This window comes from Bacillus sp. ME78, from assembly GCF_903970865.1.
GTDB lineage: Bacteria > Bacillota > Bacilli > Bacillales > Bacillaceae_G > Bacillus_A > Bacillus_A cereus.
On the sequence record NZ_CAJCKK010000008.1, the window covers coordinates 131,970 to 155,235 of the forward strand.

Here is a 23,266-nt window from a genome sequence, read left to right on the forward strand (position 1 = left end):
TTATTTCTATTGTTTAATAAAAATATTAAGAATTTTAGGGATAATACATAAAGAGTAGAGGAGAAAGTAAAAACGGAGGTTTGAAGAATGGGACAAGTAAGCAGATTTCAAGAAAAACAACAGAATCGTCGTCAAAAGGCAATTTTTAATATTGCATTTACTTTGGTATTAGTGACAGTTGGTATAGTGACATACCAGTTGTTTACCCCTTCTAATACATCAAAGAAAGCAATTGCTCAAGAAAAGAAAGTAACAAAGATAGAAGAGAAGAAAACTAAAGATAAAGAAACAGCAAAGATAGAAGAGAAGAAAACTGAAAATAAAGAAACAGCAAAGATAAAAGAGAAGAAAACTGAAGATAAAGAAACAGCAAAGATAGAAGAGAAGAAAACTGAAGATAAAGAAATAGCAAAGATAGAAGAGAAGAAAACTGAAGATAAAGAAGCAGCACAGTTAGAAGGGAAACAAAAAGTAGAAAAATCGGTAAAAACGAACGGAACTGAAAATAAAGAGGAAGAAAAAACGGTATCTCAAGAAAAGGATCCTCAAACTAATCCTTCATGGAAGCCAATTGGTACAGAGCAAGGAGCAAAACCTGATATGAAATTTAAAGAAGGAACAGTAGATTGGAGTGAGATGAAAAAAGCAATCTCTTATGCTGTTGATGTTCCAGAGAGCCAATTGATTTTCGATTTTATTGGAAATAATGGTAATAATAAAGCCTACGGTAATGTACGAGATAAACAAAGTAATAAAAAATATAAGGTTAATATTGATTGGGTAGAGAATCAGGGGTGGAAACCAGTATCTGTACAAGTGGTAAAATAAAGAATAGAAATGTAATTATGTGTTTAAAAGTTTATACTTGTAAAAACTCATAAAAGAGTTTGTTTCAATCAGGACTCTTTTTGTTATGTTGACAGCATTAATTACTCAGGCTCAATTGTGAGATCCTGATGCAGACAAAGTTTGAAGTTTATTAAAATCTACCTGATTTAGTGCTTCGAAAGGTTCAAAATTGCATTTTTAAAGCACTAAATAATTTATGGTACCTTTTGAAATATTTTTGGTCTCATTTCATTAGAAACAATTTCGTCTATATAACTAAAAAATGTATTATAATATCTATTGAACAGATGAATAGGATAACAATTACCTGCTGTTAGCAAGTTGCAGTTTATCTAATAAAAAGATCACTTGTTTCTAAGACAAGTGATCTTTTTATATACATTTCCTTTACTATTTTTAAAATTGAATAGATATTTCAATCTGTGTAATTACAATAGACTTGATTAAAATTAAAACTGCAACAAGGATAATACCGTCCATATTTGTAGTAAGAAATATATATAATATCTTAATGCAAGGTTGGCCTATGTTCTATGAAGATACTAAAGAATTATAGGAAACATTGATAAACGGGAATTATTTTTATTACAATATTTATGCATCTTTAGGCCTAAATAGCTGGGTATTAGCTAAGAAACTTGAGATATTAGACTCCTATTAAGTTAAAAATGGCCTTAAGGTATTTCCAATAAAGAAAATTATGTAAATAAGCTGTCCATATGGGCAGCTTATTTTATTTTTTTGCTTAGCTTGTTTTTTCCGAAGTGCTGGCGGTTCCTCTACAAGTATTCTTGCATTTAAATTATTTTTAATATATTATACTTATATGGTTATATAGAAATGGATGTATACAAAAAAGACTCAAATCTATTAATAAGATTTAAGTCCTTTTCAAAGATAAAAAGATTGTACCGAAATGGAATACAACTTATACTTTTCTTTTTAATATGTATCTAGTAAAAAGACATCTTTCATCAATAAAATTGTATTTTCAATATAAATGGAAGTTCATTTATATTCAATGATAGGAAATAGTGGGTCTAGAACATAGAGGAACAAAGAACCATACAGAGAAATCTGAAGAACCTGAAAGCTATTGTATGTAGTTTGTTCATCTCAAGTACAATAAAAGAGTCTTACCTCTGTAGGCAAGACTCCACTAGTATCGTTGTATAATATTTACATATCAACTAAAAAACAAAAACCATATAACACCAAGTAGCAGAATCCTAATATTCCTCCTACAGCTAATACTTGTTTAAACCAACTTTTAAATTTTATATTACTGTAAATACCTTGAACTTTTTCCATATTTCCTCCTATTAAGGAGAACCCTTAAAGACTCTCACTTCGTTATGGTACCATTAAAGAATGACTAATAGAGGTTAAATATTGTCAAAATGTATAAATATGCAATATTGCATACAGAAATGTATTGTTACAAATGTAAGCGTTTACTATAATAAGGGTATAAAGTTTAATCACATCCCAGTACTAACAAAAGAGGAGGAAATAATATGGAAATCGCAATGGCAGTTTTAAAATTTATAGGTGGAGCAATCCCATTAGTTCAAGAGCTTCTAAAAGCATTTATGTAAATTCACTATTTAGCAATTATTTATAAAAATTATCATTCGTATGAGTAAAGCCCCTTTAACAATATTAGGGGGCTTTTTAAATTTCTAAATATTTAAGGTTACGTCACATTAACATCAAGTTAAAAGTAAATTTTAAGAATAAATCTATAGAGGATATTTTATAGTGAATCAAGATCCTTTTACAAAGTTGTAGGCATTAAACTCCTACGGCTTTTATTATACTTTATTGAAGTAAAAAGTCTCTTCAGAAAATCTAAAAGGACCTTTTTAGATTTTTAAATACATGACCTACTGATAACTGGGGAGTGTAGAGAATATATATTTGATTTTTAAACAAATATGACAAATTACATGTGTAAGTTAGGTCGATCTTTATCGTAGATTAAAGGGACTTGAATAAAGTTCTTTTTTATTTGTAATCAAATCCCAGAGTGGCCCCTAACCTAATACCGGGAATCGTCTCCTATCCTCTTATACGCTAAGATATTTTTGGAAGTAAAAACCCAAACTTAGACCCCGAATTTGCTTTAACGTGAGGAGAGTCTAATGTCGACTGTCAGAAACGTGCGACAAAAGCCTTAAAAGAATTATTAAACACCTATCGAGGACAGAAAATAGTATTAGGCACTCATGGAGCTGTAATGACTTTGATGATGGGGTATTATGACAGTAAGTATGATTTGAATTTTTTACTACAGACATCAAAACCAGATATATATAGAATGGAATTCAATGGGTAGGAATTGGTGGAAGTTAAAAGATTGTGGGAAATCTCATAGATTGACTTTATTCATCCGTAGCTTCCCAAAATGACGTGTATTATAAGAAAAAGGGTTACTACGGTAACCCTTTTTCTTATGGCACTGACGGGGATTGAGTTCAACAATCTAAAAAATTCGGTTTCTTAGCGTACAAAATTTACGTTTTGTTCGTGCTATTCTGAGGTGAAAAGGGAGGGTATGTTTTTTGGGCAGAATATCTTTAAAGTTATTTTTTAAATCAATCCTATTTCTTTATGTAGTATGGTTATTTATTCCATATTTCAGATTGTTTTTGTCTGGATTGTTTCGACAGAATTAGGGAGGGATGATTTAGTTGGATTTTCTGACAATAATTTTAGTGCACTAAGAGTCTTCTAAGTTATAAAAAGATAATAAATCTAAAAATTTATTTCTTTTTTGTTTTAAATCAATTTTATATTTATGAAATATAAAATTGATTTAATTTAATAAATATGGGATATTATAAAAGTTGTTTTTAAGTATCTGTATAATATCAATTTATTGAGGTGTTAAAAATTTATGTTTTACGCGTTTATTCCAATCATGTTACTCGTTCTTTTTCTAGGTTTTTATTTAACTGATCCTAGAAGGATAATAAACGGTTTTTTATTTAACCTGTTTATAATTTCAATAATTATTGCAAGTGCGTATTTCTCTATGATTACAGGAAATCAGTTTTTACTGTTCATCGCTTTAATACCTGCTGTGATTGTTCTCTTTATGTTAAGTTTCGGCTTAGTTGCCTTAATATTGGGGCTGTTTCTAAATGCTAAGATTCTTATGAGCAAAGAAAGTCGACGTTTTGCAAATAGTTTAACTTTCGTTTTAGGTATATTTCTTTCGTTCTTTTTAGTAATTTCTTTAGTTGAACCAATTAACTTCTTCCCCGAAGCGATTCGAACACTTTACTGGGGAGCAGTTCTCATTTCTTTATATTTATTTATAGATTTATCTAATTTCCTAACGGCCTATTTCCTATACCAGTTCAATAGACCAAAATACAACCAGGATTTTATCATTGTTCTTGGTAGTGGTTTAATTAATGATAAGGTTCCGCCACTTTTAGCTAGCAGAATTAATAGAGCTATTGAATTTTATAAGAAACAAGAAGCAGTTTCCTCACCACCTAAGATTATTTTCTCTGGTGGACAAGGATCAGATGAAAATATTTCTGAAGCGAAAGCTATGCAGGAGTATGCTGTGAATAATGGGATTCCTCTAGAGAATACAATAAAAGAGGACCGTTCTACTACAACATACCAAAATATGCTTTTTTCAAAGAGAATTATGGAATCATTAAAAGGAACACAGTATAACTGCATTTTTTCTACAAACAACTTCCATGTGTTTCGCGCAGGATTATACGCTAAAATAGTAGGATTAAATAGCCAAGGAATTGGCTCAAAAACAGCCTTCTATTATTGGCCAAATGCGATGATTCGAGAGTATATTGCAATCTTCGTTATGAATCGTGTACGTCACAGTATTGTAATAGCAATTATTATGGGATTCTCTATCATAGCAACCGGAGTAAATTATTTATTTTTTTAAGGATGTTGTATAACTTATATTTTGGGAGTTATCTTAGGAAAGGAGTCACCTTAGGGTGACTCCTCTTTTTTGTGTTTATATGGGTTGGTTTATTTAAATGTTAGACTACAATGCAAGTGATTGTTATGATGTTGATTAAAAAGGCAGCTGTTGTAGTCGTCTTTTTATTATCTTACAAAAGTGTAATCTTCATGTCATGTTCTTGAATTTCTTCTCAAATAAAAAGGGGTTATGATAACAGCATAATAAAAAACACATGAGGTGAATGACGTGAAAAGATATATTACACTTTTTAGTATTCTAGTTGTATTTGCTACAATGTTAGTTGGTTGCGATGTGAATCGTATGGGAAAAGATGAATACTATGTTCAAATTACAACTGATGCGAAAATAAAGTCAGGGGTATCTAAAGAAGGAAATAAATACACAGAGTATAATTATGAATTACAAGGATTTGACAAAACTGGTAATGAAAAAACAGTGAAATTTAATGGATTTAAAGAGCTTCGTAAAGAAGCATTCTTACGCGTGTTCCACTCCGATAAAAAAGGTGTAACTGCTTGGGAAGAGGTGAAGAAAGACGAGCTTCCTGGGAAGGTGAAAGAAAAATTAGACGTGAAATAAATGATTTATAATGGCGAACCCACATATTCGAAGGGTTCGCTGTTTTTTTGTGGGGTAATTTTGCCCAAATCCCCGAAAAGGGAGAATAAGCTAAATTAAGTAGGTATACCACCATATCGCCATAAAGACGTTATTCTTACGGTAGAATTATAGGAAAGGATGACGTTTTTTTATGTCTAATTCTGTATCTGACGACTTACAATTATTTGCACAGGAGATTAAGAGTCTTTTATCACCAAATACCTTACAGAATCTAGCTAGAGATGTTGGATTTGGGGTACCGCCACATCGCCATCAACCTAAGATTTTGAATTATCCCCAAAACGAAAATTTCATTCTTTCATAGTTGTCCATAGAAGTTCAGTTCGTTTTTTTCGTTTATGGGAAGAATGTATTTTTTAACTTGATAGCACTGTGACGATTCCCCTAAGAGACCTAAAAAAACTATGTAAAGAAGGTTTTCCAAAAGATTAAGCATAGCGCTACTCTTTTTGGAAAACCCTAATCGATAAATTCGTGTTATTATTCTTGATATTGCTGTTGAACCGCCTCTGGTAGTTCCTCAAAGATTATTCTTTTAAAAATGTTAATAATACTTCATTAAATTCTTTTGCAGGAGTTGCGTTTAATCCATGAGGACAACCTGTATTAGAGCAAGTTTACTATCAGGAATGGAATCATATGTGCGTTTCCACTTAACTCAAAAGGTACAGTTGCATCACAGTCACCGTGAATTATAAGATTTAATATAAATATAAAATTTACCAATATATATATATAAACCAGTATTATAGTTTGATACTAATTTATTTGATTCTTTTATTTATGTGCTTGTTAATTTAGCATAGATGATAAAAAATAAGGTTAATTGTCCTATTATCACAATATTCGGCACTACTATAATTAAATTAATAACAAAAAAGACTGCTAAAATTCCTAAAAACAAGCACAAATGATAAATGTTCAAGCGGTGTTGTTCAAACCTGTATTGATGAAAAACAATTGTAGTTGACAGGAAATAGAGCAATACAGAACCAAAAACAAAATATAAGATAAAAGAATAATAGACCTCATGTAAAAATAATAATCTAATGGATGCTGCAACCATACTCAAAGACATTAAAATAAATAGATGACCGTAAATAATAATTTGACCAGAAGTTTGTCTAGACTTGTCGAGTTTCTTCTCCATGTTATCGAAATATTGCCACCACATCGAAATAATGAGGATAAATGAAATGATCGCAAAGCTTATTGAATCCCAATTTCCTTGTTTAGGTTGAATGACCACAAGAGTGCTTACAAGAGCTTCCCCAAAGAGAATAATGGAAAATAGACCAAATCTCTCTAACAAGTGGGCTGTATTTGTAGGAACCTTTTCTAAACACTTCCTTCCAAGCAGTGGGACAATAATATCGATAAGAATCCCAAAATATAACACAGCATATCGAATCCAAGAATCAAAAAAGACGGATAATAATGAAATAACGATTCCAATCCAAAAATATCTTCCTAAAAAGAGTGCTGCTTTTTTTCGAGCTCCCTCTTCTATACGCTGGACAACAAGATATTGAATTGCAGTCACGACCCTTAAGCCAATATAGCCAATTAAAAAAGAAAGATAATAAGGATCAAAATCAGCTGATAAGCTTGATGTCATTATTAGGACAAAAAACATTTGCAGGATCAAAAAAATTCTTTGATGAAATAAATCTTTTCCAAACCGGTTAACAAAGATGGTTTGCCCTACCCAAGCCCACCAAATCGGAATAAAAATTAAGACAAATTTTACTAAATACTCTGCATGGATTTGACCATCTTCAACATGAAGTAAAACATGAGTCGCAGCCGTCACTGCCGCCACAAATAACAAATCATAAAAGAGTTCTAACCACGTCACTTTCTTTTCTTCCATTTCTGCACTCCCTCCTTATAGTTAATAGTATGCTAAAAATATATAGTAATTGGAAGAGAAAATAATATAGACATAAACCATTTCTCCTCATTATTGTATTCAACATAATCCCCTGGAACGTCAGTGTTACATTTTATATAGTTGGCTACCCTTAAAATTTCAATATTAAAATACAATACTTTTAGGCCGTTTAGTTTTTCTCCTATGTTATCCGCTACGATTCTATCTCCACCATATAGGGGGCACCCTATATTCCCATCAACTTAAGAAATTTTAATACCTTTAAGTACAAAAAAACGTTATCATTTCTAAACAGGATAGATTAGAAATGATAACGTATGGATGATACTAGCTTATATTAGTCTTTCTGGTGCTGTGATGGTATATCATACTAATTAATAAAATGAAAGAATGTAGCAATAATAATTCTAGAATTTTTTATCATAAAGATGTAGCAACTATAGAACGCTTAGTAACAGCTATGAACAAGAAGAACGTAAAGCTAGAACAGGCTATAAATCGAGCAATGTCAAGTGTTGAAGAAAATGAGATAACAACTTTTGCTACAGATAGTGTAGCGGATACAGAACACGAACTTCATCACATGAGGGTCATCCGAAATCGGTACTTGAGTTAATCGTCAGCTGAGGTCTTTGGAATTGAACTGACGGGTAACTTTAACAAAATAAGGAGTACAATTAAACAGCCTAAAATATGCAAGTTTTTATGCGAAACTGCTTGAGTATTTTGGCTGTTTTTGCATTCGTAAAAGTGCTATAAATAAACAGCATTTTTAAATTACCAAATACCCCCATGAGATTAATGGGACTTATATTCCACCTCTTTAACAGGATTATATTAAGAAGTGGAAATAGTATAAGTACCCAAAAAACTATATTCATCAGTTTCTACTCCTTATGTGGATCATAAAGTTATTATCCCGTTTATTGTGGGCTGACTAAAGTTTCACTCTATCTCTCCGTCTCAAAAAACTCAATCCACTCCCCATCAGGGCCAGCGAAGAATATGTAACGTGTTCCATCTGGTAATGTTTCGATTTCATCTCCTAGTAAAAAGGTTACTGCGTGTTTCTTTAGTCTTTCGATTTCATCCTCTAATGAATCCACTTTAAAGCAAATGTGATGTACTTTTCCTTCTGCCGGAAGGGAAGAGTTGTAGCCTTCAATTAATTCGAGTATCGTTTCTTTCGATTCTTCCACACCTAAAAAAGCGAGTTTTAAGTCTGGGTTTGGGTGCCCCATGCGTTTAAGGAGCTGTAAGCCGACTACTTCTTCATAAAATGAGATAGATGCTTCTAAGTTTGCAACCATAAGTCCTACGTGTTCAATTCTTCTAACTGGCATGTAGATTCCTTCTTTCTGAAAATTATATACAACATATTATTGAAAATTAAGAAAATAAGCAAGATAAAAACCTTACAAATTTTAGCGTGTTGTATGGTATAGTGAGAAAGTATGTTTGGGGAGAAGGAAGGAGATTATACGATGAATACAAATACTCAAACTCCTTCATTATCAGAAACGATGAAAGAGTGGCATTATGCATTAGCATATGAAATTAAACATTGGAAAACGATAGGTGGTAGTAAAATTTCTATCATGAACGGTCGTTTTTTATATACAGATTATGAGAATACAGTGTATGTATTTCAGCTTATTTCGGAAGTAAGCTTACCTGAAGGATCACCAATTCGAATTGAGTTCGATGGTGAGGAAGCGACAGGAGAAGTATTATCTGTACATGGATTAGAAATAGAATTGAAATTAAATGATTATATACAAGGTGAAATAAGAGAAGCGGTTTTATACAGTGAACCGTGGCAACTTTTAGAGCAACTGCAAGAGCGATTGAAAGAAGCACGTAAAGACAAGCTAAAACGTAATCGTATAAAGCGTCTTGTTGATGGGACGAGCAGTCCGAAACATATTGAGAAGATGAAAAATCCGAAAAATGAACTGGCATATCGCGCGTTTTACAATCCGACAACGTACGTATGGGGACCACCTGGAACAGGGAAGTCTTACAATTTATCACGTATTATTTCGGCTCATTATCAAAAAGGAAAATCGGTACTTGTGTTAGCTCATAGTAACGCGGCAGTAGACGTATTAATGAGTGAAGTAACGAAGCAAATTGAAAAGAAAAAGAAATGGACGCCTGGCGAAATTGTTCGTTACGGTTATAGTCAGCATGAACATATACGAAATCATGAAACGTTACTTGCATCTAAGTTAGTTGAAACGACGAACGGATCATGGGGTGAGGAAAGACTCTACTTAGAAGAGACACGCCAAGATCTTCGTGAAAAAATCTTATCGTATAAAGCAACATCTGCTGATAAGAAGCGTATACAAGAGATTGAAAGTGATCTTCGAAAGCAAAAGGCTAAAATTAAAGAAGTAGAAAAAGAATATATTGAAAATGCGAAAGTAATCGGCGCAACTTTATCGAAATGTGCCATTGATGCGCTAATTTATGAGCGTACATTTGATTTAGTTGTCGTAGATGAGGTGAGTATGGCGTTCGTTCCGCAAATTGCATTAGCTGCTTCACTTGGGAAACGTATCGTCGTTTGCGGTGACTTTTTACAGTTACCTCCAATTGCGATGGCAAATCATGAACTTGTTCGCAAATGGCTTGGGGAAGATATGTTTTACCACGCTGGGATTGTTGAGTCTGTTAATAAATCAGAAGCACACCCAAACCTATTTATGTTGCAGGAACAAAGACGTATGCATGCGGATATATCGAAGTTTACGAATTCGTTTATTTATAAAAATAGAGTATACGATCATCCGTCTGTTTCAGAGCGTAAAGAACTTGCGCAATTGCAACCGTTCGCAAATGAAGCGAGTGTTTTATTTGATACGAGCCAAATGGGAGCTTTTTCGTTAAAAGATGCTGCTTCTGGTTCACGTTTTAACATTATGTCTGGTTTAGTAGCGATGCAAATGATGTTAATCGGATTGTTAGACGGTATTCAATCAATTGGTGTTGTGACACCTTACAGGGCGCAGTCACGCTTTTTATCGACGTGTATTAGAGAAATGTTGCAGAGAACGAAATATCAACACATACCAGTTTTAGCGGCTACAGTTCATAAGTTCCAAGGTTCTGAAAGAGATATGATGATCTTTGATACGGTTGACAGTTATCCACAAGAACGACCTGGCGTACTATTCTTTGACCATAAAAACCATCGCCTCGTCAATGTAGCAGTGACAAGAGCGAGAGGGAAGTTCATTCAATTATCAGATTGCCATTATATGCGTAAAAATCTTTCTAGAAAACAAGCGTTATCGCAATTAACAGCTCATATAGAACGTCATGGAGATGTGTGTGATCGCACGACATCAAGACAATTGTGGGAACGGAAAATTTCGAAACGTTTACGCTGGTTTATGGAAATGAATCTTGAAGAGCCGAAAGGGCTATTAAAAGATATTTTAGCCGCAAAACGAAAAATTATTATTTCACTTCCAAGTACAAAACAAGTAGATAAACGAGTATGGCAAGCGTTCATGCGTACAAATGCACAAATAATAGTTTATAGTGATGGACCAGTTCCACTGAAAAATGTAAAGTTACAAAGACAAAATAAAGCATTCCCGTTTATCGTAATTGATGATGAAATCTTCTGGGCAGGCGCACCGCTCACATCTCAAATGATATTTGAAGGTAGCACGGAATTTCCGTACGTATGTGCAAGACTGCAAGCACCAGAAACAATTGGTGTATTAAAAGGATTTTTAGATATTCGGTAAATTCGGATAGGAATTCCTTGACTTTTACTTGGAATGAACTTAGAATAAAAAATAATTTAATATAATTTTATGAAAATTCTTATCACGAGAGGTGGAGGGACTGGCCCTATGATACCTCGGCAGCGGATTCGTTATGAATACTGTGCCAATTCCAGCAAGGTAACTTGAAAGATAAGAAAGAAGCTCATTTTGACTGTATATACAGAAGCCTCTTTCTATCTTTTAGAAAGAGGCTTTTTTACGTGAAAATAAAAGGAGGAAGAACAATGGGAGCGACAGGAGTAACGTCACAAAGAAAAACAATTGAAGAGAGTATCGAAAGAAATAAGGAAAAGTACATAGAAACAAGTCATGATATTCATGCGAATCCAGAGATTGGTAACCAAGAGTTTTATGCATCTAGAACGTTAAGTTTATTGCTAGGCAGTGCAGGATTTCAGTTGCAGCACAATATAGCTGGACATGAAACGGGATTTATCGCGCGAAAAAGCTCTGGAAAACAAGGACCAGCAATCGCATTTTTAGCGGAGTACGACGCTTTACCAGGACTAGGCCATGCGTGTGGTCACAATTTAATCGGCACAATTAGTGTTGCAGCAGCAATTGCATTATCAGAAACGCTTGAAGAAATTGGCGGGGAAGTTGTTGTGTTTGGTACGCCAGCAGAAGAAGGCGGGCCAAATGGTAGCGCGAAATCAAGTTATGTAAAGGCAGGTTTATTTAAAGACATTGATGCGGCGCTTATGATTCATCCGAGCGGAAAAACAGCGACAACGAGTCCTTCACTAGCAGTCGATCCACTCGATTTTCATTTTTACGGAAAAACAGCTCATGCCGCAGCTTCACCTGAAGAAGGGATTAACGCATTAGATGCGGTTATCCAGCTGTACAACAGTATAAACGCACTTCGCCAACAACTTCCGTCAGACGTGAGAATTCATGGCGTCATTACAGAAGGCGGAAAAGCACCTAACATTATTCCTGACTATGCCGCGGCTAGGTTCTTCATCCGTGCAGCAACGAGAAAAAGATGCGCGGAAGTAACAGAAAAAGTAAGAAACATTGCTGAGGGAGCAGCGTTAGCAACAGGTGCAAAAGTAAAAATCCATCAATTCCAAAATGAAATCGATGAATTACTCGTAACAAAAACATATAACGATATTGTAGCGGAAGAACTAGAACTATTAGGTGAAGATGTAAATCGTAAAGAAAGAGTAGGGATCGGTTCAACCGACGCAGGAAACGTAAGTCAAGTTGTACCGACCATTCACCCGTACATTAAAATCGGACCAGATGATTTAATTGCACATACGAATGAATTTAGAGAAGCAGCACGTTCAGAACTTGGAGATAAAGCATTAATTACATCGGCAAAAGCATTAGCAAATACGGCTTATCGATTAATTACGGAAGAAGGGTTGTTAGAGAAGGTCAAGGAGGAGTTTAGAGAGGCGCAGAGGAATCAAGGGTAAGGGGATTAAGGTGCTTTTTTCGAATAGCAATCTAATTAATAAGTAGAGATATAAAAAAGAACATTGAAAATCAATGTTCTTTTTTTGGTTACTAATCATTGATTCTGTTGGATTTTCTCATAAAGGAAAAGCTTGTACTGTTAGCGGAGGATAATACGTATCCCTTTATTAGAACGACAATTTCTCCTCAAACTCACTCTTTAAAACAATTAAAGGAGATGACAAGCCAAATTGCATTAAGGAGTCTAAAAATGCAGCGAGGGAATCCATCGAATCGCTCATGACCTTCATCATATAATTAAATTCCCCACTAATTCGAAATAAATCTGTTACTTCAGGAGCTGCATTACAATACTGGATAAAATCAGAGCATTGGCTCGTTTTAAACATGATGAATGCTTGAATGTTTTTATTAATTTTTGCAGGCTCAAATTTCGTTCGATAAGCCGCTATAACTCCTTGATCTTCAAGCTTGTTAATACGTTCTTTTACAGCAGGTTGCGTCATGGATATAATTCGTCCTATTTCTGAAACAGAAATTCTCGCATTTTCATACAACAAGTTCATAATTTTATGATCGATTTCATCCAGTTTTACGGCGTTTTGCATTGTGTAGCCTCCTTATTTTTGTTTTCTAAAGTAAATTACGAATTATAACTATAATATCATAAGCGAATGGACTAAATTACCTATAAATCTATATTTAAAATGATTGGTGTTTACATGAAAATATAAGTATAGGTTTTTATCAAACGGAAATTTAGGAAGGATGGAAAAAATGAAGAATCTTGATGGAAAAGTAGCGTTAGTAACAGGAGCGAGTCGTGGAATTGGCCGTGCGATTGCGATGAGATTGGCGAAAGATGGAGCATTAGTTGCGATTCACTACGGCCGAAATAAAACAGCTGCAGATGAAACGATTAGTGAGATTGAATCTAATGGAGGAAAAGCGTTCTTAATTGAAGCTGAACTTAATTCAATTGATGGTGTCAAAAAGCTAGTAAAACAGTTAAAGAATGAATTACAAATAAAAGTTGGTACATCAGAGATTGATATTTTAGTAAACAATGCAGGGATAGGTACACAAGGAACGATTGAAAATACGACAGAAGAAGTTTTTGATGAAATTATGTCTGTAAATATGAAAGCACCATTCTTTTTAATTCAGCAAACATTACCATTAATACGAGCAGAGGGCCGTGTGATTAACATTTCATCAGCTGAAGTACGACTTGGTTTTACAGGGTCCATTGCATACGGCTTAAGTAAAGGTGCATTAAATACGATGACACTGCCTCTAGCTAAACATCTTGGAGAAAGAGGTATAACAGTGAATACAATTATGCCTGGATATACGAAGACAGATATCAATGCAAAATTGCTAGATGATCCGGAAATACGAAATTTTGCTAAAAACTCATCTGTGTTCGGACGAATAGGGCAAGTTGAAGATATTGCAGATGCAGTAGCATTCCTTGCTTCTTCTGATAGCCGCTGGGTAACAGGGCAGATTATAGATGTCTCTGGAGGGTTTTGTTTATAGGGGCACTACTCCATACCCATCAAGATAATCAAGTAAATTACTAGTTATGAAACGATCCTTGTTTCATAACTAGTAATTTATAGAAAGGTAAGCATGCTAAAAAAGCAAACTCCTCTCTGTTCGGGGAAGAGTTTGCTTTAATATTAAAAATTAGTTTCCTATAACGAATTTTACGTCAACTAACATCTTTTGCGTGGAACTATTTATTTTTTTACAGTAGTAAAGATTACATTTTACTTTTAGTAACTATCTTAGCGGATAAAATCCGCGTTTTGCCACCAGTCCCCTAAGTAGTTGAATAATCACTTTTAGAGGTGTTGTATTATGATTTTTAACTGGAAACCAAGTTGGTATGAATTAGATCAAACTGTAGTTGTAGGTAACACTGATTATTTTTATCTTGTTAAAGATAAAAAATCATTTGCAAATAATTTAATTAACAATGAGGACATTGAAGTGCGTGGAGAGGTATTAAAGATAACGCATTCTGAATTAGGAGAATTGTTAGGGATATATACAATTGGGTTAAGCTATAAGTTCTTTTTAAAAGATGGTAAATATATAGCAGTAGACGCTGAACAGGATATTGGTCAAATTGAGTATCCCATTGATTATAAAATAAATGATTGGAATTTTAATGTTGAAATAAATATTCTCGAAGTGACTGGTTTTTCATCACAACAGAGGCATGAGAGTTTATTAAAAAACGAAAGATTAAGGGTAGCAAAGGAAAGAATAGAAAGATATAAACGATTATTAAATATTGAATAAGATGTCTTAAAGTCGGTTTCCTAATTTAGAAATCGGTTTTTGGGGATTTTTTTATAACAAACGGTGTCATAACTTAATGTTACTAATATTTTGCTTAGCGTGGATTTTTCCAAAATACTGGCGATACCCTATACCCATCAACTTAAGAATTTAGAATTACCCCAAAATAAAAAAATGAGTTTTTCATTACTCACACTTATAGCATCAGTACCGCAAAACTACAATCTTATTCATGAAACCTCTTGTTTATCTTGTTCAAATGATATGCTTTTAACAATTTCAATAGCTTTAATAAGTTGAAAGAGCTTTAACGTGTCTAATTTAGTTATTTCATTTTGAGCTGCCTATTGTTATAAATTTGCGAGTGGCTCCCAAAAAGAAGGAATCTTTGACATATCACATGATAAAGTGACAAGCTGTGAACTACTCGCCACTTAGCAAAGCTTGAAGTGGGAGCTTCTCAGTTCCACGACGAAAGTAACCTTTCGTCTCCCTGAGCGTTACTTCGGGGTGTTCCGCCCCTAGGTCCAACGCATGGATGCTCTTTTGGTACGGTTGATATTTTACGCAGGAACCGAATGGCTTGGTTTTCGCACTCTATTTTCTTCCTGCAACCTTCTATATCAAGTTATCAAAGAACTTCATATAGCTAGTTTATCAAAAGTTTTTGGCTATGCCAAACCGAAATTCATCGCCCACCTATCGTTGGGCTACGCCCTTCACCCGCTTGAGGAAGGAGAATTCTTTCGGAGAATACGTAAAACGTTTACCTTCGTCTAAATACAAGTTATACACACATATATTGATCTTATAAAGGTATATATTACACTAATATTTTGTTAAAGGTGGCGAATTGTATCATGAAAGATTTTGTTCTCGAGAAAGAAAACATTATTCGTAAATATGGTGAATGGACCGCTTATGATATTAAATTAACGGATACTCTATATACAAGAGATATTCGACAACCAAATCCTGCATTAAAAAAAATTGTGACAATGATTCAAGATATCACACAATGTGATTTTAAAAATCTTCGAATCTTAGATTTAGCTTGTTTAGAGGGGCATTACGCTATTGAGTTTGCTATGCAAGGAGCAACCGTTGTAGGGATAGAAGGAAGAGAATCAAACGTACAAAAAGCTATATTTGCTAAAGACATATTAAATTTAGAAAACTTAACCTTTTATCAAGATGATGTAAGAAATTTAAGTGCTGAAAAATACGGTCAATTTGATATTGTTTTATGTTCTGGTATTTTATATCATTTAGACAGTTCAGATGTATTCCCTTTTTTAGAAAAAGTGTATGAAGTATGCAAAAGGTTTGTAATAATTGATACTCATATCACTTGTACTCCCAATGTATCAGTACTTTATAAAAATTATGAATATAAGGGGCACACAATGCTGGAGCACTCTGCTAATTCATCATTAGAAGAACGTTTACAATCAAAATGGGCATCATTAGATAACGTTAATAGTTTTTGGATGACAAAATCTTCTTTATACAATTTTTTAAAGCGAACAGGTTTCTCTTCTATAAATGAATCCAGAAGTTTAGTTCAAGAAGATAGAATTACTGTTGTAGCTTTTAAGAAATATCCTATAGAAATTAAAAGCTCACCTGAAACAGAAAAATACATTGAACCCGATTATTTAGAATGCTAAAAATAACACGTTTAAGTTCAATATCCTAATCATTCATTATGAGGTAGCACTATATGTCATTCAAGCTAAAATCTTAAAGTATCCTTAAACAAAATTATCAATTTTCCAAAAGCTATTTATATAAATGCAACTCGTTGTTTCCGTTTTGGGGTAATATAATGTATTAGCTTGATAGTGATGTGGTGCTACCCCATGCCCATCAACTTAAGAATTTTCACTACCCCTAAGAGTAAAAAAACGTTATTCTTTCTAAAAAAGCTAGACTAGAAAGGATGACATTTTCTTATGAATCTCTCGCTTCAAGAAGAACTACAACCATTTGCGGAAGAATTACAACGATATATTACACCTGTATTTTTAGAAGAACTTGCAAGAGAACTTGAGTTTGTAAAACGAAAACGAAAGTTTTCTGGTTCAGATTTAGCTACCATTTGTATCTGTAAATAGACAAAAAAACTATTTAATTTTAAAACCTAAAACAAGCATAACCCCGTTCTAAATTTAGGACGGGGTTAAAATATAGTTATTTAATTTTCGATATAAAATACTTCACTGTACTTAAAAATATAACGATAAAGTCATTTGGAAATCTAAGATTTATTCAACAATAGCGCGCAATTCTGGAAGATTTCAAAAACGTTTATTTTTCTTTTAACATTGAATACTTTTGATAAGTTTTATGGAAAGAAAAAATTAAAAGTGAATGTGTATCTCCGTGTTGAAATAGGTGGGAAATATAGCGGTGACTCTTATTATGGAATCGATAGATACGAAGAAGTGAAACCTGAAGATATGCCTAAAAGCAAAATATAAATTAGAAAAAATAATAAAAAATTCTTTTATGAAAGGGTACCTAATATATGGGCTCTCTTTTTTTATTAAAAAAATGGATGTTAGAAAAATGTAATTAAAGTATTTTTGCTTTCGCGTTGGCGGCGTGACGAAGACGTTCACCGCAAAAGTTCTACTTCAATTAGCTGGAGAGAACCGCTTGAATCTAGATGATTCTATTAAAAAGGGGTCGCCTGGTGTCATTCAAGGAAACGGATATGATGGTAACCAGATTACTATCCGGCAGATATTGAACCATACAAGTGGTATTGTTAAATACTCAAGGTCAAAGGACTTTAAGATTAGCTTGATAAATATAGGAAGCCCCCACAATTTTAAAAATAAGCATTAAATTTTAGGAATGCATAAAATAAACCAAAACTTATTCTCGCATAGAAATATAAAAGGTATTTGTAGAGAAAGTTCTTCCATGTACTAAAAATAGGAGAAGACTAATAGTATAGAGTAGGAAAAAAGGAGGAGACTTATGAGTCAATATCATATCATTGGAAAAAGTATCACCAGGAAAGAAGCAATGGAAAAAGTAACGGGACGAGCAAAGTATATTGACGATGAAAATGAAACAGGAATATTGCATGTAAAGCTTTTAACTAGTGAATATGCACATGCGTATATAGAGAGCATTGATACAAGTGAGGCTTGGAAAATATCGGGTGTTCGAAATATTGTTACGGGTAGAGACTATCCTTATCTGGTCGGTAGTAGTATAGTGGATCGGCCACCGTTAGCTTTTGAGAAGGTACGATACTTTGGTGAGCCGGTTGCTATGGTGATTGCAGACAGTGAATCGGCAGCTCAAAGAGCGGTTTTTTCAATACATGTAACGTACAAAGAAATTCCTGTTGTTAATTCCCCAATACAGGCATATCAAAATAATGCTCCTCTTGTTCATGAGCGTTTAGGAGAATATAGAATCATAGAAGAAGCAAAACCAGAGCCCAATACAAATATTGCTACACGGACAAAAGTTCGGAAGGGTGATATTAAAAATGGATTTAACCAGAGCGATGTAATTGTAGAAGAATCTTTTTCATTTTCGCAATCTGATCATGCTGCAATGGAAACGAGATGTACAAAAGTCGAGATTAAGTCGAACGGAGTTGTTCTTGTTACTTCAACATCTCAGGCACCATTTGAGATTAGAAAACAGTTGAGTGAAGCATTTGGTATAGATGAAGGCAATATACATGTTAGCGTACCTTTAGTAGGCGGAGCATATGGCGGGAAAACCATGGTTCAATTGGAAATATTATCCTACATTGCTTCCAAAGCTGTAGGAGGAAGAAAGGTAAAACTTCGTAATAGCAGAGAAGAGGATTTTATTACTTCGCCCGTTCATATTGGTTTGCAAGCAAAAGTTAAACTAGGTTGTACGAAAGAAGGGATTTTAAAGTCTGCAGAATTCCTTTTTTTATTTGATGGTGGAGCTTATGCGGATCGAGCTGTAGTTGTCAGTAAAGCGGCGGGTCTAGATTGTACAGGACCTTATTCAATTGAGCATGTAGAGTGTGACTCGCTTTGTATGTATACAAATCATCCTTATGCAACAGCATTCCGTGGATTTGGACATTCTGAATATACTTTTGTTGTAGAACGAACTATAGATATTATGGCTAACAAATTAGGTATGTGTCCACTTGAATTTCGATTAAAAAATGCAATCAAACCAGGAGATATGACACCTACACAAGTTCCAGTAACAAGAAGTAATATGGGAAATCCGAAACAATGTTTAGAAAGATTAAAAAAACTTATTAATTGGAATAAAGGACAGTATATACAAATTTCAGATAGAAAAGTGCGCGCAAAGGGTATTGCTTTTGCATGGAAAAACTCTACAACACCACCAGATGCAGGGGCAGGGGCGGTAATAACGTTTAATGAAAATGGTAGTGTAAATATCCATTGTGGTGCAGTGGAGATTGGAACGGGTACAAAAACTGTGCTTGCGCAAATGGTAGCAGAAAAAATGCAATTGAAGATGGAAGATATACATATCAAAATGGAAGTGGATACACAAGTTGCGCCAAAGCATTGGAAAACAGCTGCAAGCAGAACTACATATTTAGTAGGAAATGCAGTGCTAGCAGCAACAGAAGATATCATTTCACAGTTGAAAAAATCTGCTTCTATTTTATTAGGGTATCCGATAGAGAGTTTAGAAATTGCTAATAAACAAGTATATGTTAAAGAATCTCCTGGTCTTTCTATAGAAATAGCTCATATTGCGTTAGGATATGTCTCTTCAAACGGACAAGTAATTAACAAACAGATTATAGGAAGAGGAGCATATACGTTTGAAGGAATCACAGAACCTGACAAGGAAACTGGAAAAGGAAAACCAGGCCCGGAGTGGGGAATTGCAGCACAGGCAGTAGAGGTTGAATTTGACACGCAAGATTATACATATAAATTAATTCGTGCTTTTAGTGTAATAGATGCTGGAAAGGTATTAAATTTGAAAGGAGCTGAGACCCAGATAATGGGCGCAATGAGTATGGGACTTAGCTTTGCAACACGAGAAGCATTTACTTATGACAAAAAAGGGAAAGTATTAAACAATCAATTTCGTTCATATAAAGTAACCCACTACGGTCAACAACCTGAATATAAAGTAGAATTTATAGAAACTCCTCATGACGATTCTCCGTTTGGTTCCCGTGCTCTTGGCGAACATGGCATCCTTGGAATGCCAGCGGCTCTTGCAAATTGCTTATCAGTTGCAGCGCAGGTTTCTTTGCATCAGTTACCGATTACTCCAGAACTAATTTGGCGAACGAAACTGAAAAAGGAGAATCCTTTATTATGATTCCATTTGACTTTGAATATTACCACCCCAACTCTATAACAGAAGCATTACAACTATATTCTAAGCTTTATCAAGAAGGGAAAACGCCGATATATTACAACGGTGGAACTGAAATTATTACCCTTGGTAGATTGGGGAATCTTTCTCTCAAGTCTGTAATTGATATAAAGGAAATTCCGGAATGTAATGTGCTTGGAAGGTATCAGCGTTATGTAGTTCTTGGTTCAGCACTTACTTTAACTCATGTTTCAGATTCGAATGTGTTTCCACTTTTGAGTAAAACAGCGTCAAGAGTAGCAGACCGTACAGCACGGAACAAAATTACTTTAGGTGGAAACATTGCAGGGGAAATCTGTTATAGAGAGGCAGTGCTTCCGTTTTTATTAGCAGACAGCACTTTGGGAATTGTAGGAATGAAAGGTATACGTTACGTCTCTATCCATTCTCTATTTATAGAAAGACTACAATTAAGTAAGGGAGAATTTCTTTTACAAGTCTTAACTGATATAGAGTATGTTGGACTACCTTTTTATAGTGTGAAAAAGAGAAAACTTGAAAAAATTGATTATCCATTAATTACACTAGCTGCTTTGAAAAAAGGAAATAAAATTCGTATGGCATTTAGTGGATTATGTGCTTTTCCTTTTCGTTCTACTGCTATGGAATTTGCTATTAATAATAATCAGATGTCAGTTGAAGAGAGGATAGAAAATACTGTGTTACGTATTCCAGCACCTGTACTAGATGATATTCGTGGATCAAGAGAATATCGGTTGTTTGTATTAAGAAATATATTACGGGACATGTTAGAGCATTTTGAAGGAGGGATATTTTGATTAAAAAGCTTACCCTTTATATAAATGGAGAAAATCGGCAGGGAATAGTGAGAACAGCTGATACCCTTTTAGATACATTGAGAGATCAATTTAATCTAACAGGTGCAAAACGTGGATGTGAAAATGGGGACTGTGGAACTTGTACGGTTTTAGTGGATGGATGGCCGATAAAATCTTGTATCATGCTTGCAGTAGAAGCAACAGAAAAAAGGATAACAACAATTGAAGGTTTACATGAATCTCCTGTACAACGAGCATTTATAGAACATTGGGCATTTCAGTGTGGGTACTGTACGCCGGGGTTTATTGTAAACTGTCATGCTCTTATAGTAAATTATCCAAAAGTAACAGACAAAATAATTGAGGAGTGGTTAGAATCAAACATTTGCCGATGTACAAGCTATCAAGAAATTAGAGAAGCAGTAAAATCCCTTCTTCAAAGTTAAAGGAAAGGAGAATTGTGATGGTTGATATACGTGAGATATTAGAGACAGTAATAGCAAGCCCACAAGGTTGCACTATTGCAACCATCCTTCGGGTAGCCGGTTCATCATACCGGAAAGAAGGTTCAATGATGGTATTTGGAGAAGATGGGACAAAGGTTGGAATGCTTAGCGCGGGGTGTATTGAGGAAGAACTTTATCTTTATACTAAAGATTTAATTAATGAAAAATGGAGCATACATGAATTCGATATGAGGGAAGAAAATGATTTATCATGGGGAGTAGGGTGTAATGGAATTATTTATATATTATTAGAAAAAGTGAATTATATATATCAAGAGTATTTACGAAAAGTAAGAGAATATACAGAAAAAGGGCTACGTGTCTGGATGATAAAAGATTTATTAAAATCGAAGACTCTTTTTTTTAGCGAAGAAGGAGATGAATTTGGAGATTGGGAAGGAGAAATTCCAGCACTTTCTGGATTGAAAAATGGTTGGTATGAACATCTATATGTATATTGCTTCGAACCACGACCAAAATTGTTTGTAATTGGTGCAGGAGAAGATGCCAAGCCACTTGTCTCCTTAGCAAAAAAAACAGGTTTTTTTGTTACTATTTGTGATTGGAGAGAGGGATTATGCACACCGCTACGGTTTCCAGAAGCGGATAGGCATGTTGTCGGTTTTCCAAAAAAGATTCTATCCAGGATATCTATAAAGAAACAGGATTTTATAATGATAATGACACATCATTTCAAACGGGATCAAGAACTACTTAGTCTATTGCAGAACCATCCTTGTCGTTACCTAGGTATTTTAGGGTCCCGATATCGTACCGTACGTTTGCTAGGAGGACTGGATAAACCTAAATGGATTTTCTCTCCTGCTGGTTTATCCATTGGATCCGAGGGACCAATGGAAATTGCTATAAGCATTCTGGCAGAAATGATACAAATAATGAGGATGAAGAACGATGAAAATAGTAGGAATATATCTAGCAGCTGGAAAGAGTAGAAGAACAGGTCCGGGGTTACATAAGCTGTACCTTCCAACTGGAAATACATTACTTGGGAATAAAGCATTACATACATCACTTTCTTCCAATTTGAGTGATGTTATAGTAGTTTCAAATCAACCGTCTTGGTTGTTACATTATACACAAGTTGAAAGGGTTCATATTCTTTCTTGTGAAAAATCATGTCTGGGTCAATCTTACTCTCTCCATTGTGGTTTAGAAAAGGCAGAAAGTATGAATGCTGATGGAGTAGTAGTAATGCTTGCAGATCAACCCTTTATTACAGTTAAGCTTTTAAATTCATTAATAGATAGTTATGAGCACCTCCCACAGCTTGATTATGTAGCTGCTAGCTTTCAAGGTATCCCACAGCCACCAATTTTATTTTCAAAGGGGATTTTTCCGAGTTTAAAAAAACTAAAAGGGGATCAAGGTGCGCGCTCCATTTTCTTTGACAAGTCTTTCCAAGGTAAGATTACTGTATATAGCGATGCTAAATTATTTTATGATGTGAATACAATAGAGGATTATAATGTAATTAAGAATTCGCTATTGTAAAGGATATTTATATGTTTAATTTCGAGTCTATACAATTTAATTATCATTCAAAAATCACAAAGTGTTTTCAAAAGATAGAATGTTAATTTTGGTAATCCTAGCATTGTACACAATTTTATTACAAACATGTTATCTTTCACTTCATTCCAATATATCATAGCGGAACTTGGGGTCTTTGTAGTAATGGAACA

Annotated in this window: 17 protein-coding genes, 6 pseudogenes and 1 riboswitch; of the genes and pseudogenes, 18 read left to right on the top strand and 5 right to left on the bottom strand. The window is 34.2% G+C overall.

All coding sequences use genetic code 11. From position 1 onward, the window contains the following. The first annotated feature begins 87 nt into the window (after positions 1–87). Complete coding sequence (locus H6481_RS12045; protein ID WP_065484387.1) at positions 88–828, top strand: YrrS family protein; 741 nt, start codon at positions 88–90, stop codon at positions 826–828. A 1,200-nt stretch (positions 829–2,028) separates the two neighbouring features. Here the strand turns inward: H6481_RS12045 and H6481_RS28800 are convergent. Continuing rightward, a complete protein-coding gene (locus H6481_RS28800; RefSeq protein WP_000416933.1) occupies positions 2,029–2,160 on the bottom strand; it encodes a hypothetical protein in 132 nt (43 codons plus the stop codon). 99 nt (positions 2,161–2,259) lie between these two features. On the opposite strand from H6481_RS28800, the pseudogene H6481_RS29110 reads away from it, so the two are divergent. The 4 genes and pseudogenes from H6481_RS29110 (at position 2,260) to H6481_RS12060 (ending at position 5,404) form a co-directional block, all read left to right on the top strand. After that, positions 2,260–2,447: pseudogene (locus tag H6481_RS29110) on the top strand (hypothetical protein). 509 nt (positions 2,448–2,956) lie between these two features. After that, a pseudogene (locus tag H6481_RS12050) lies at positions 2,957–3,187 on the top strand (histidine phosphatase family protein); the annotation flags it as partial. Between the two features lie 561 nt (positions 3,188–3,748). Then, positions 3,749–4,780, top strand: coding sequence for a YdcF family protein (locus tag H6481_RS12055; RefSeq protein WP_000498961.1), 1,032 nt, complete (start codon positions 3,749–3,751; stop codon positions 4,778–4,780). A 270-nt stretch (positions 4,781–5,050) separates the two neighbouring features. Continuing rightward, on the top strand, positions 5,051–5,404 hold the full coding sequence (locus tag H6481_RS12060; RefSeq protein WP_063225542.1) for a YxeA family protein: 354 nt from the start codon (positions 5,051–5,053) through the stop codon (positions 5,402–5,404). Between the two features lie 569 nt (positions 5,405–5,973). Here H6481_RS12060 and H6481_RS12065 read toward each other — a convergent pair. Together H6481_RS12065 and H6481_RS12070 are read right to left on the bottom strand one after the other, a co-directional pair. Beyond that, positions 5,974–6,145: pseudogene (locus tag H6481_RS12065) on the bottom strand (alpha/beta hydrolase); the annotation flags it as partial. 82 nt (positions 6,146–6,227) lie between these two features. After that, positions 6,228–7,319 (bottom strand): low temperature requirement protein A, encoded by a 1,092-nt coding sequence (locus H6481_RS12070; protein ID WP_000391548.1) that lies wholly within the window; start codon positions 7,317–7,319, stop codon positions 6,228–6,230. A 418-nt stretch (positions 7,320–7,737) separates the two neighbouring features. Here H6481_RS12070 and H6481_RS29115 point away from each other — a divergent pair. After that, positions 7,738–7,935 (top strand): annotated as a pseudogene (locus H6481_RS29115) (hypothetical protein); the annotation flags it as partial. Between the two features lie 355 nt (positions 7,936–8,290). Here H6481_RS29115 and H6481_RS12075 read toward each other — a convergent pair. Then, positions 8,291–8,683 carry a VOC family protein gene (locus H6481_RS12075; protein WP_001145269.1) on the bottom strand — a complete coding sequence of 131 codons (393 nt, stop codon included), beginning with the start codon at positions 8,681–8,683 and terminating at the stop codon, positions 8,291–8,293. A gap of 111 nt (positions 8,684–8,794) precedes the next feature. Between H6481_RS12075 and H6481_RS12080 the strand changes: the two genes are divergently transcribed. Beyond that, on the top strand, positions 8,795–11,104 hold the full coding sequence (locus H6481_RS12080; protein WP_002195651.1) for an AAA domain-containing protein: 2,310 nt from the start codon (positions 8,795–8,797) through the stop codon (positions 11,102–11,104). 76 nt (positions 11,105–11,180) lie between these two features. Further along, positions 11,181–11,282: riboswitch (SAM riboswitch) on the top strand. 88 nt (positions 11,283–11,370) lie between these two features. Next, positions 11,371–12,576, top strand: coding sequence for a M20 family metallopeptidase (locus H6481_RS12085; RefSeq protein WP_000501370.1), 1,206 nt, complete (start codon positions 11,371–11,373; stop codon positions 12,574–12,576). Between the two features lie 168 nt (positions 12,577–12,744). Here the strand turns inward: H6481_RS12085 and H6481_RS12090 are convergent, their stop codons facing one another. After that, positions 12,745–13,185 carry an Lrp/AsnC family transcriptional regulator gene (locus tag H6481_RS12090; protein ID WP_001178563.1) on the bottom strand — a complete coding sequence of 147 codons (441 nt, stop codon included), beginning with the start codon at positions 13,183–13,185 and terminating at the stop codon, positions 12,745–12,747. A 169-nt stretch (positions 13,186–13,354) separates the two neighbouring features. Between H6481_RS12090 and H6481_RS12095 the strand changes: the two genes are divergently transcribed. The 10 genes and pseudogenes from H6481_RS12095 (at position 13,355) to pucB (ending at position 23,075) form a co-directional block, all read left to right on the top strand. Continuing rightward, positions 13,355–14,119, top strand: coding sequence for an SDR family oxidoreductase (locus H6481_RS12095; protein WP_000792651.1), 765 nt, complete (start codon positions 13,355–13,357; stop codon positions 14,117–14,119). Positions 14,120–14,443: 324 nt separating this feature from the next. Further along, positions 14,444–14,890 carry a hypothetical protein gene (locus H6481_RS12100; RefSeq protein ID WP_000577091.1) on the top strand — a complete coding sequence of 149 codons (447 nt, stop codon included), beginning with the start codon at positions 14,444–14,446 and terminating at the stop codon, positions 14,888–14,890. Between the two features lie 860 nt (positions 14,891–15,750). Further along, a complete protein-coding gene (locus tag H6481_RS12105) occupies positions 15,751–16,560 on the top strand; it encodes a class I SAM-dependent methyltransferase (RefSeq protein ID WP_000651402.1) in 810 nt (269 codons plus the stop codon). A gap of 285 nt (positions 16,561–16,845) precedes the next feature. Further along, positions 16,846–16,998 (top strand): annotated as a pseudogene (locus tag H6481_RS12110) (IS4 family transposase); the annotation flags it as partial. A gap of 484 nt (positions 16,999–17,482) precedes the next feature. Then, positions 17,483–17,704: pseudogene (locus tag H6481_RS12115) on the top strand (serine hydrolase domain-containing protein); the annotation flags it as partial. 174 nt (positions 17,705–17,878) lie between these two features. Beyond that, on the top strand, positions 17,879–20,221 hold the full coding sequence (locus tag H6481_RS12120) for a xanthine dehydrogenase family protein molybdopterin-binding subunit (protein ID WP_121868439.1): 2,343 nt from the start codon (positions 17,879–17,881) through the stop codon (positions 20,219–20,221). Then, positions 20,218–21,057, top strand: coding sequence for an FAD binding domain-containing protein (locus tag H6481_RS12125; protein ID WP_182811816.1), 840 nt, complete (start codon positions 20,218–20,220; stop codon positions 21,055–21,057). Before H6481_RS12120 ends, H6481_RS12125 begins: the two co-directional genes overlap by 4 nt. Next, positions 21,054–21,503 carry a (2Fe-2S)-binding protein gene (locus H6481_RS12130; RefSeq protein ID WP_000592341.1) on the top strand — a complete coding sequence of 150 codons (450 nt, stop codon included), beginning with the start codon at positions 21,054–21,056 and terminating at the stop codon, positions 21,501–21,503. Before H6481_RS12125 ends, H6481_RS12130 begins: the two co-directional genes overlap by 4 nt. 17 nt (positions 21,504–21,520) lie before the next feature. Beyond that, a complete protein-coding gene (locus tag H6481_RS12135) occupies positions 21,521–22,516 on the top strand; it encodes an XdhC/CoxI family protein (RefSeq protein ID WP_142306964.1) in 996 nt (331 codons plus the stop codon). Continuing rightward, entirely contained in the window at positions 22,476–23,075 is a 600-nt protein-coding gene (gene pucB / locus H6481_RS12140) for a xanthine dehydrogenase accessory protein PucB (RefSeq protein WP_000706287.1), read from the top strand. Before H6481_RS12135 ends, pucB begins: the two co-directional genes overlap by 41 nt. The last annotated feature ends 191 nt before the right edge of the window (positions 23,076–23,266 follow it).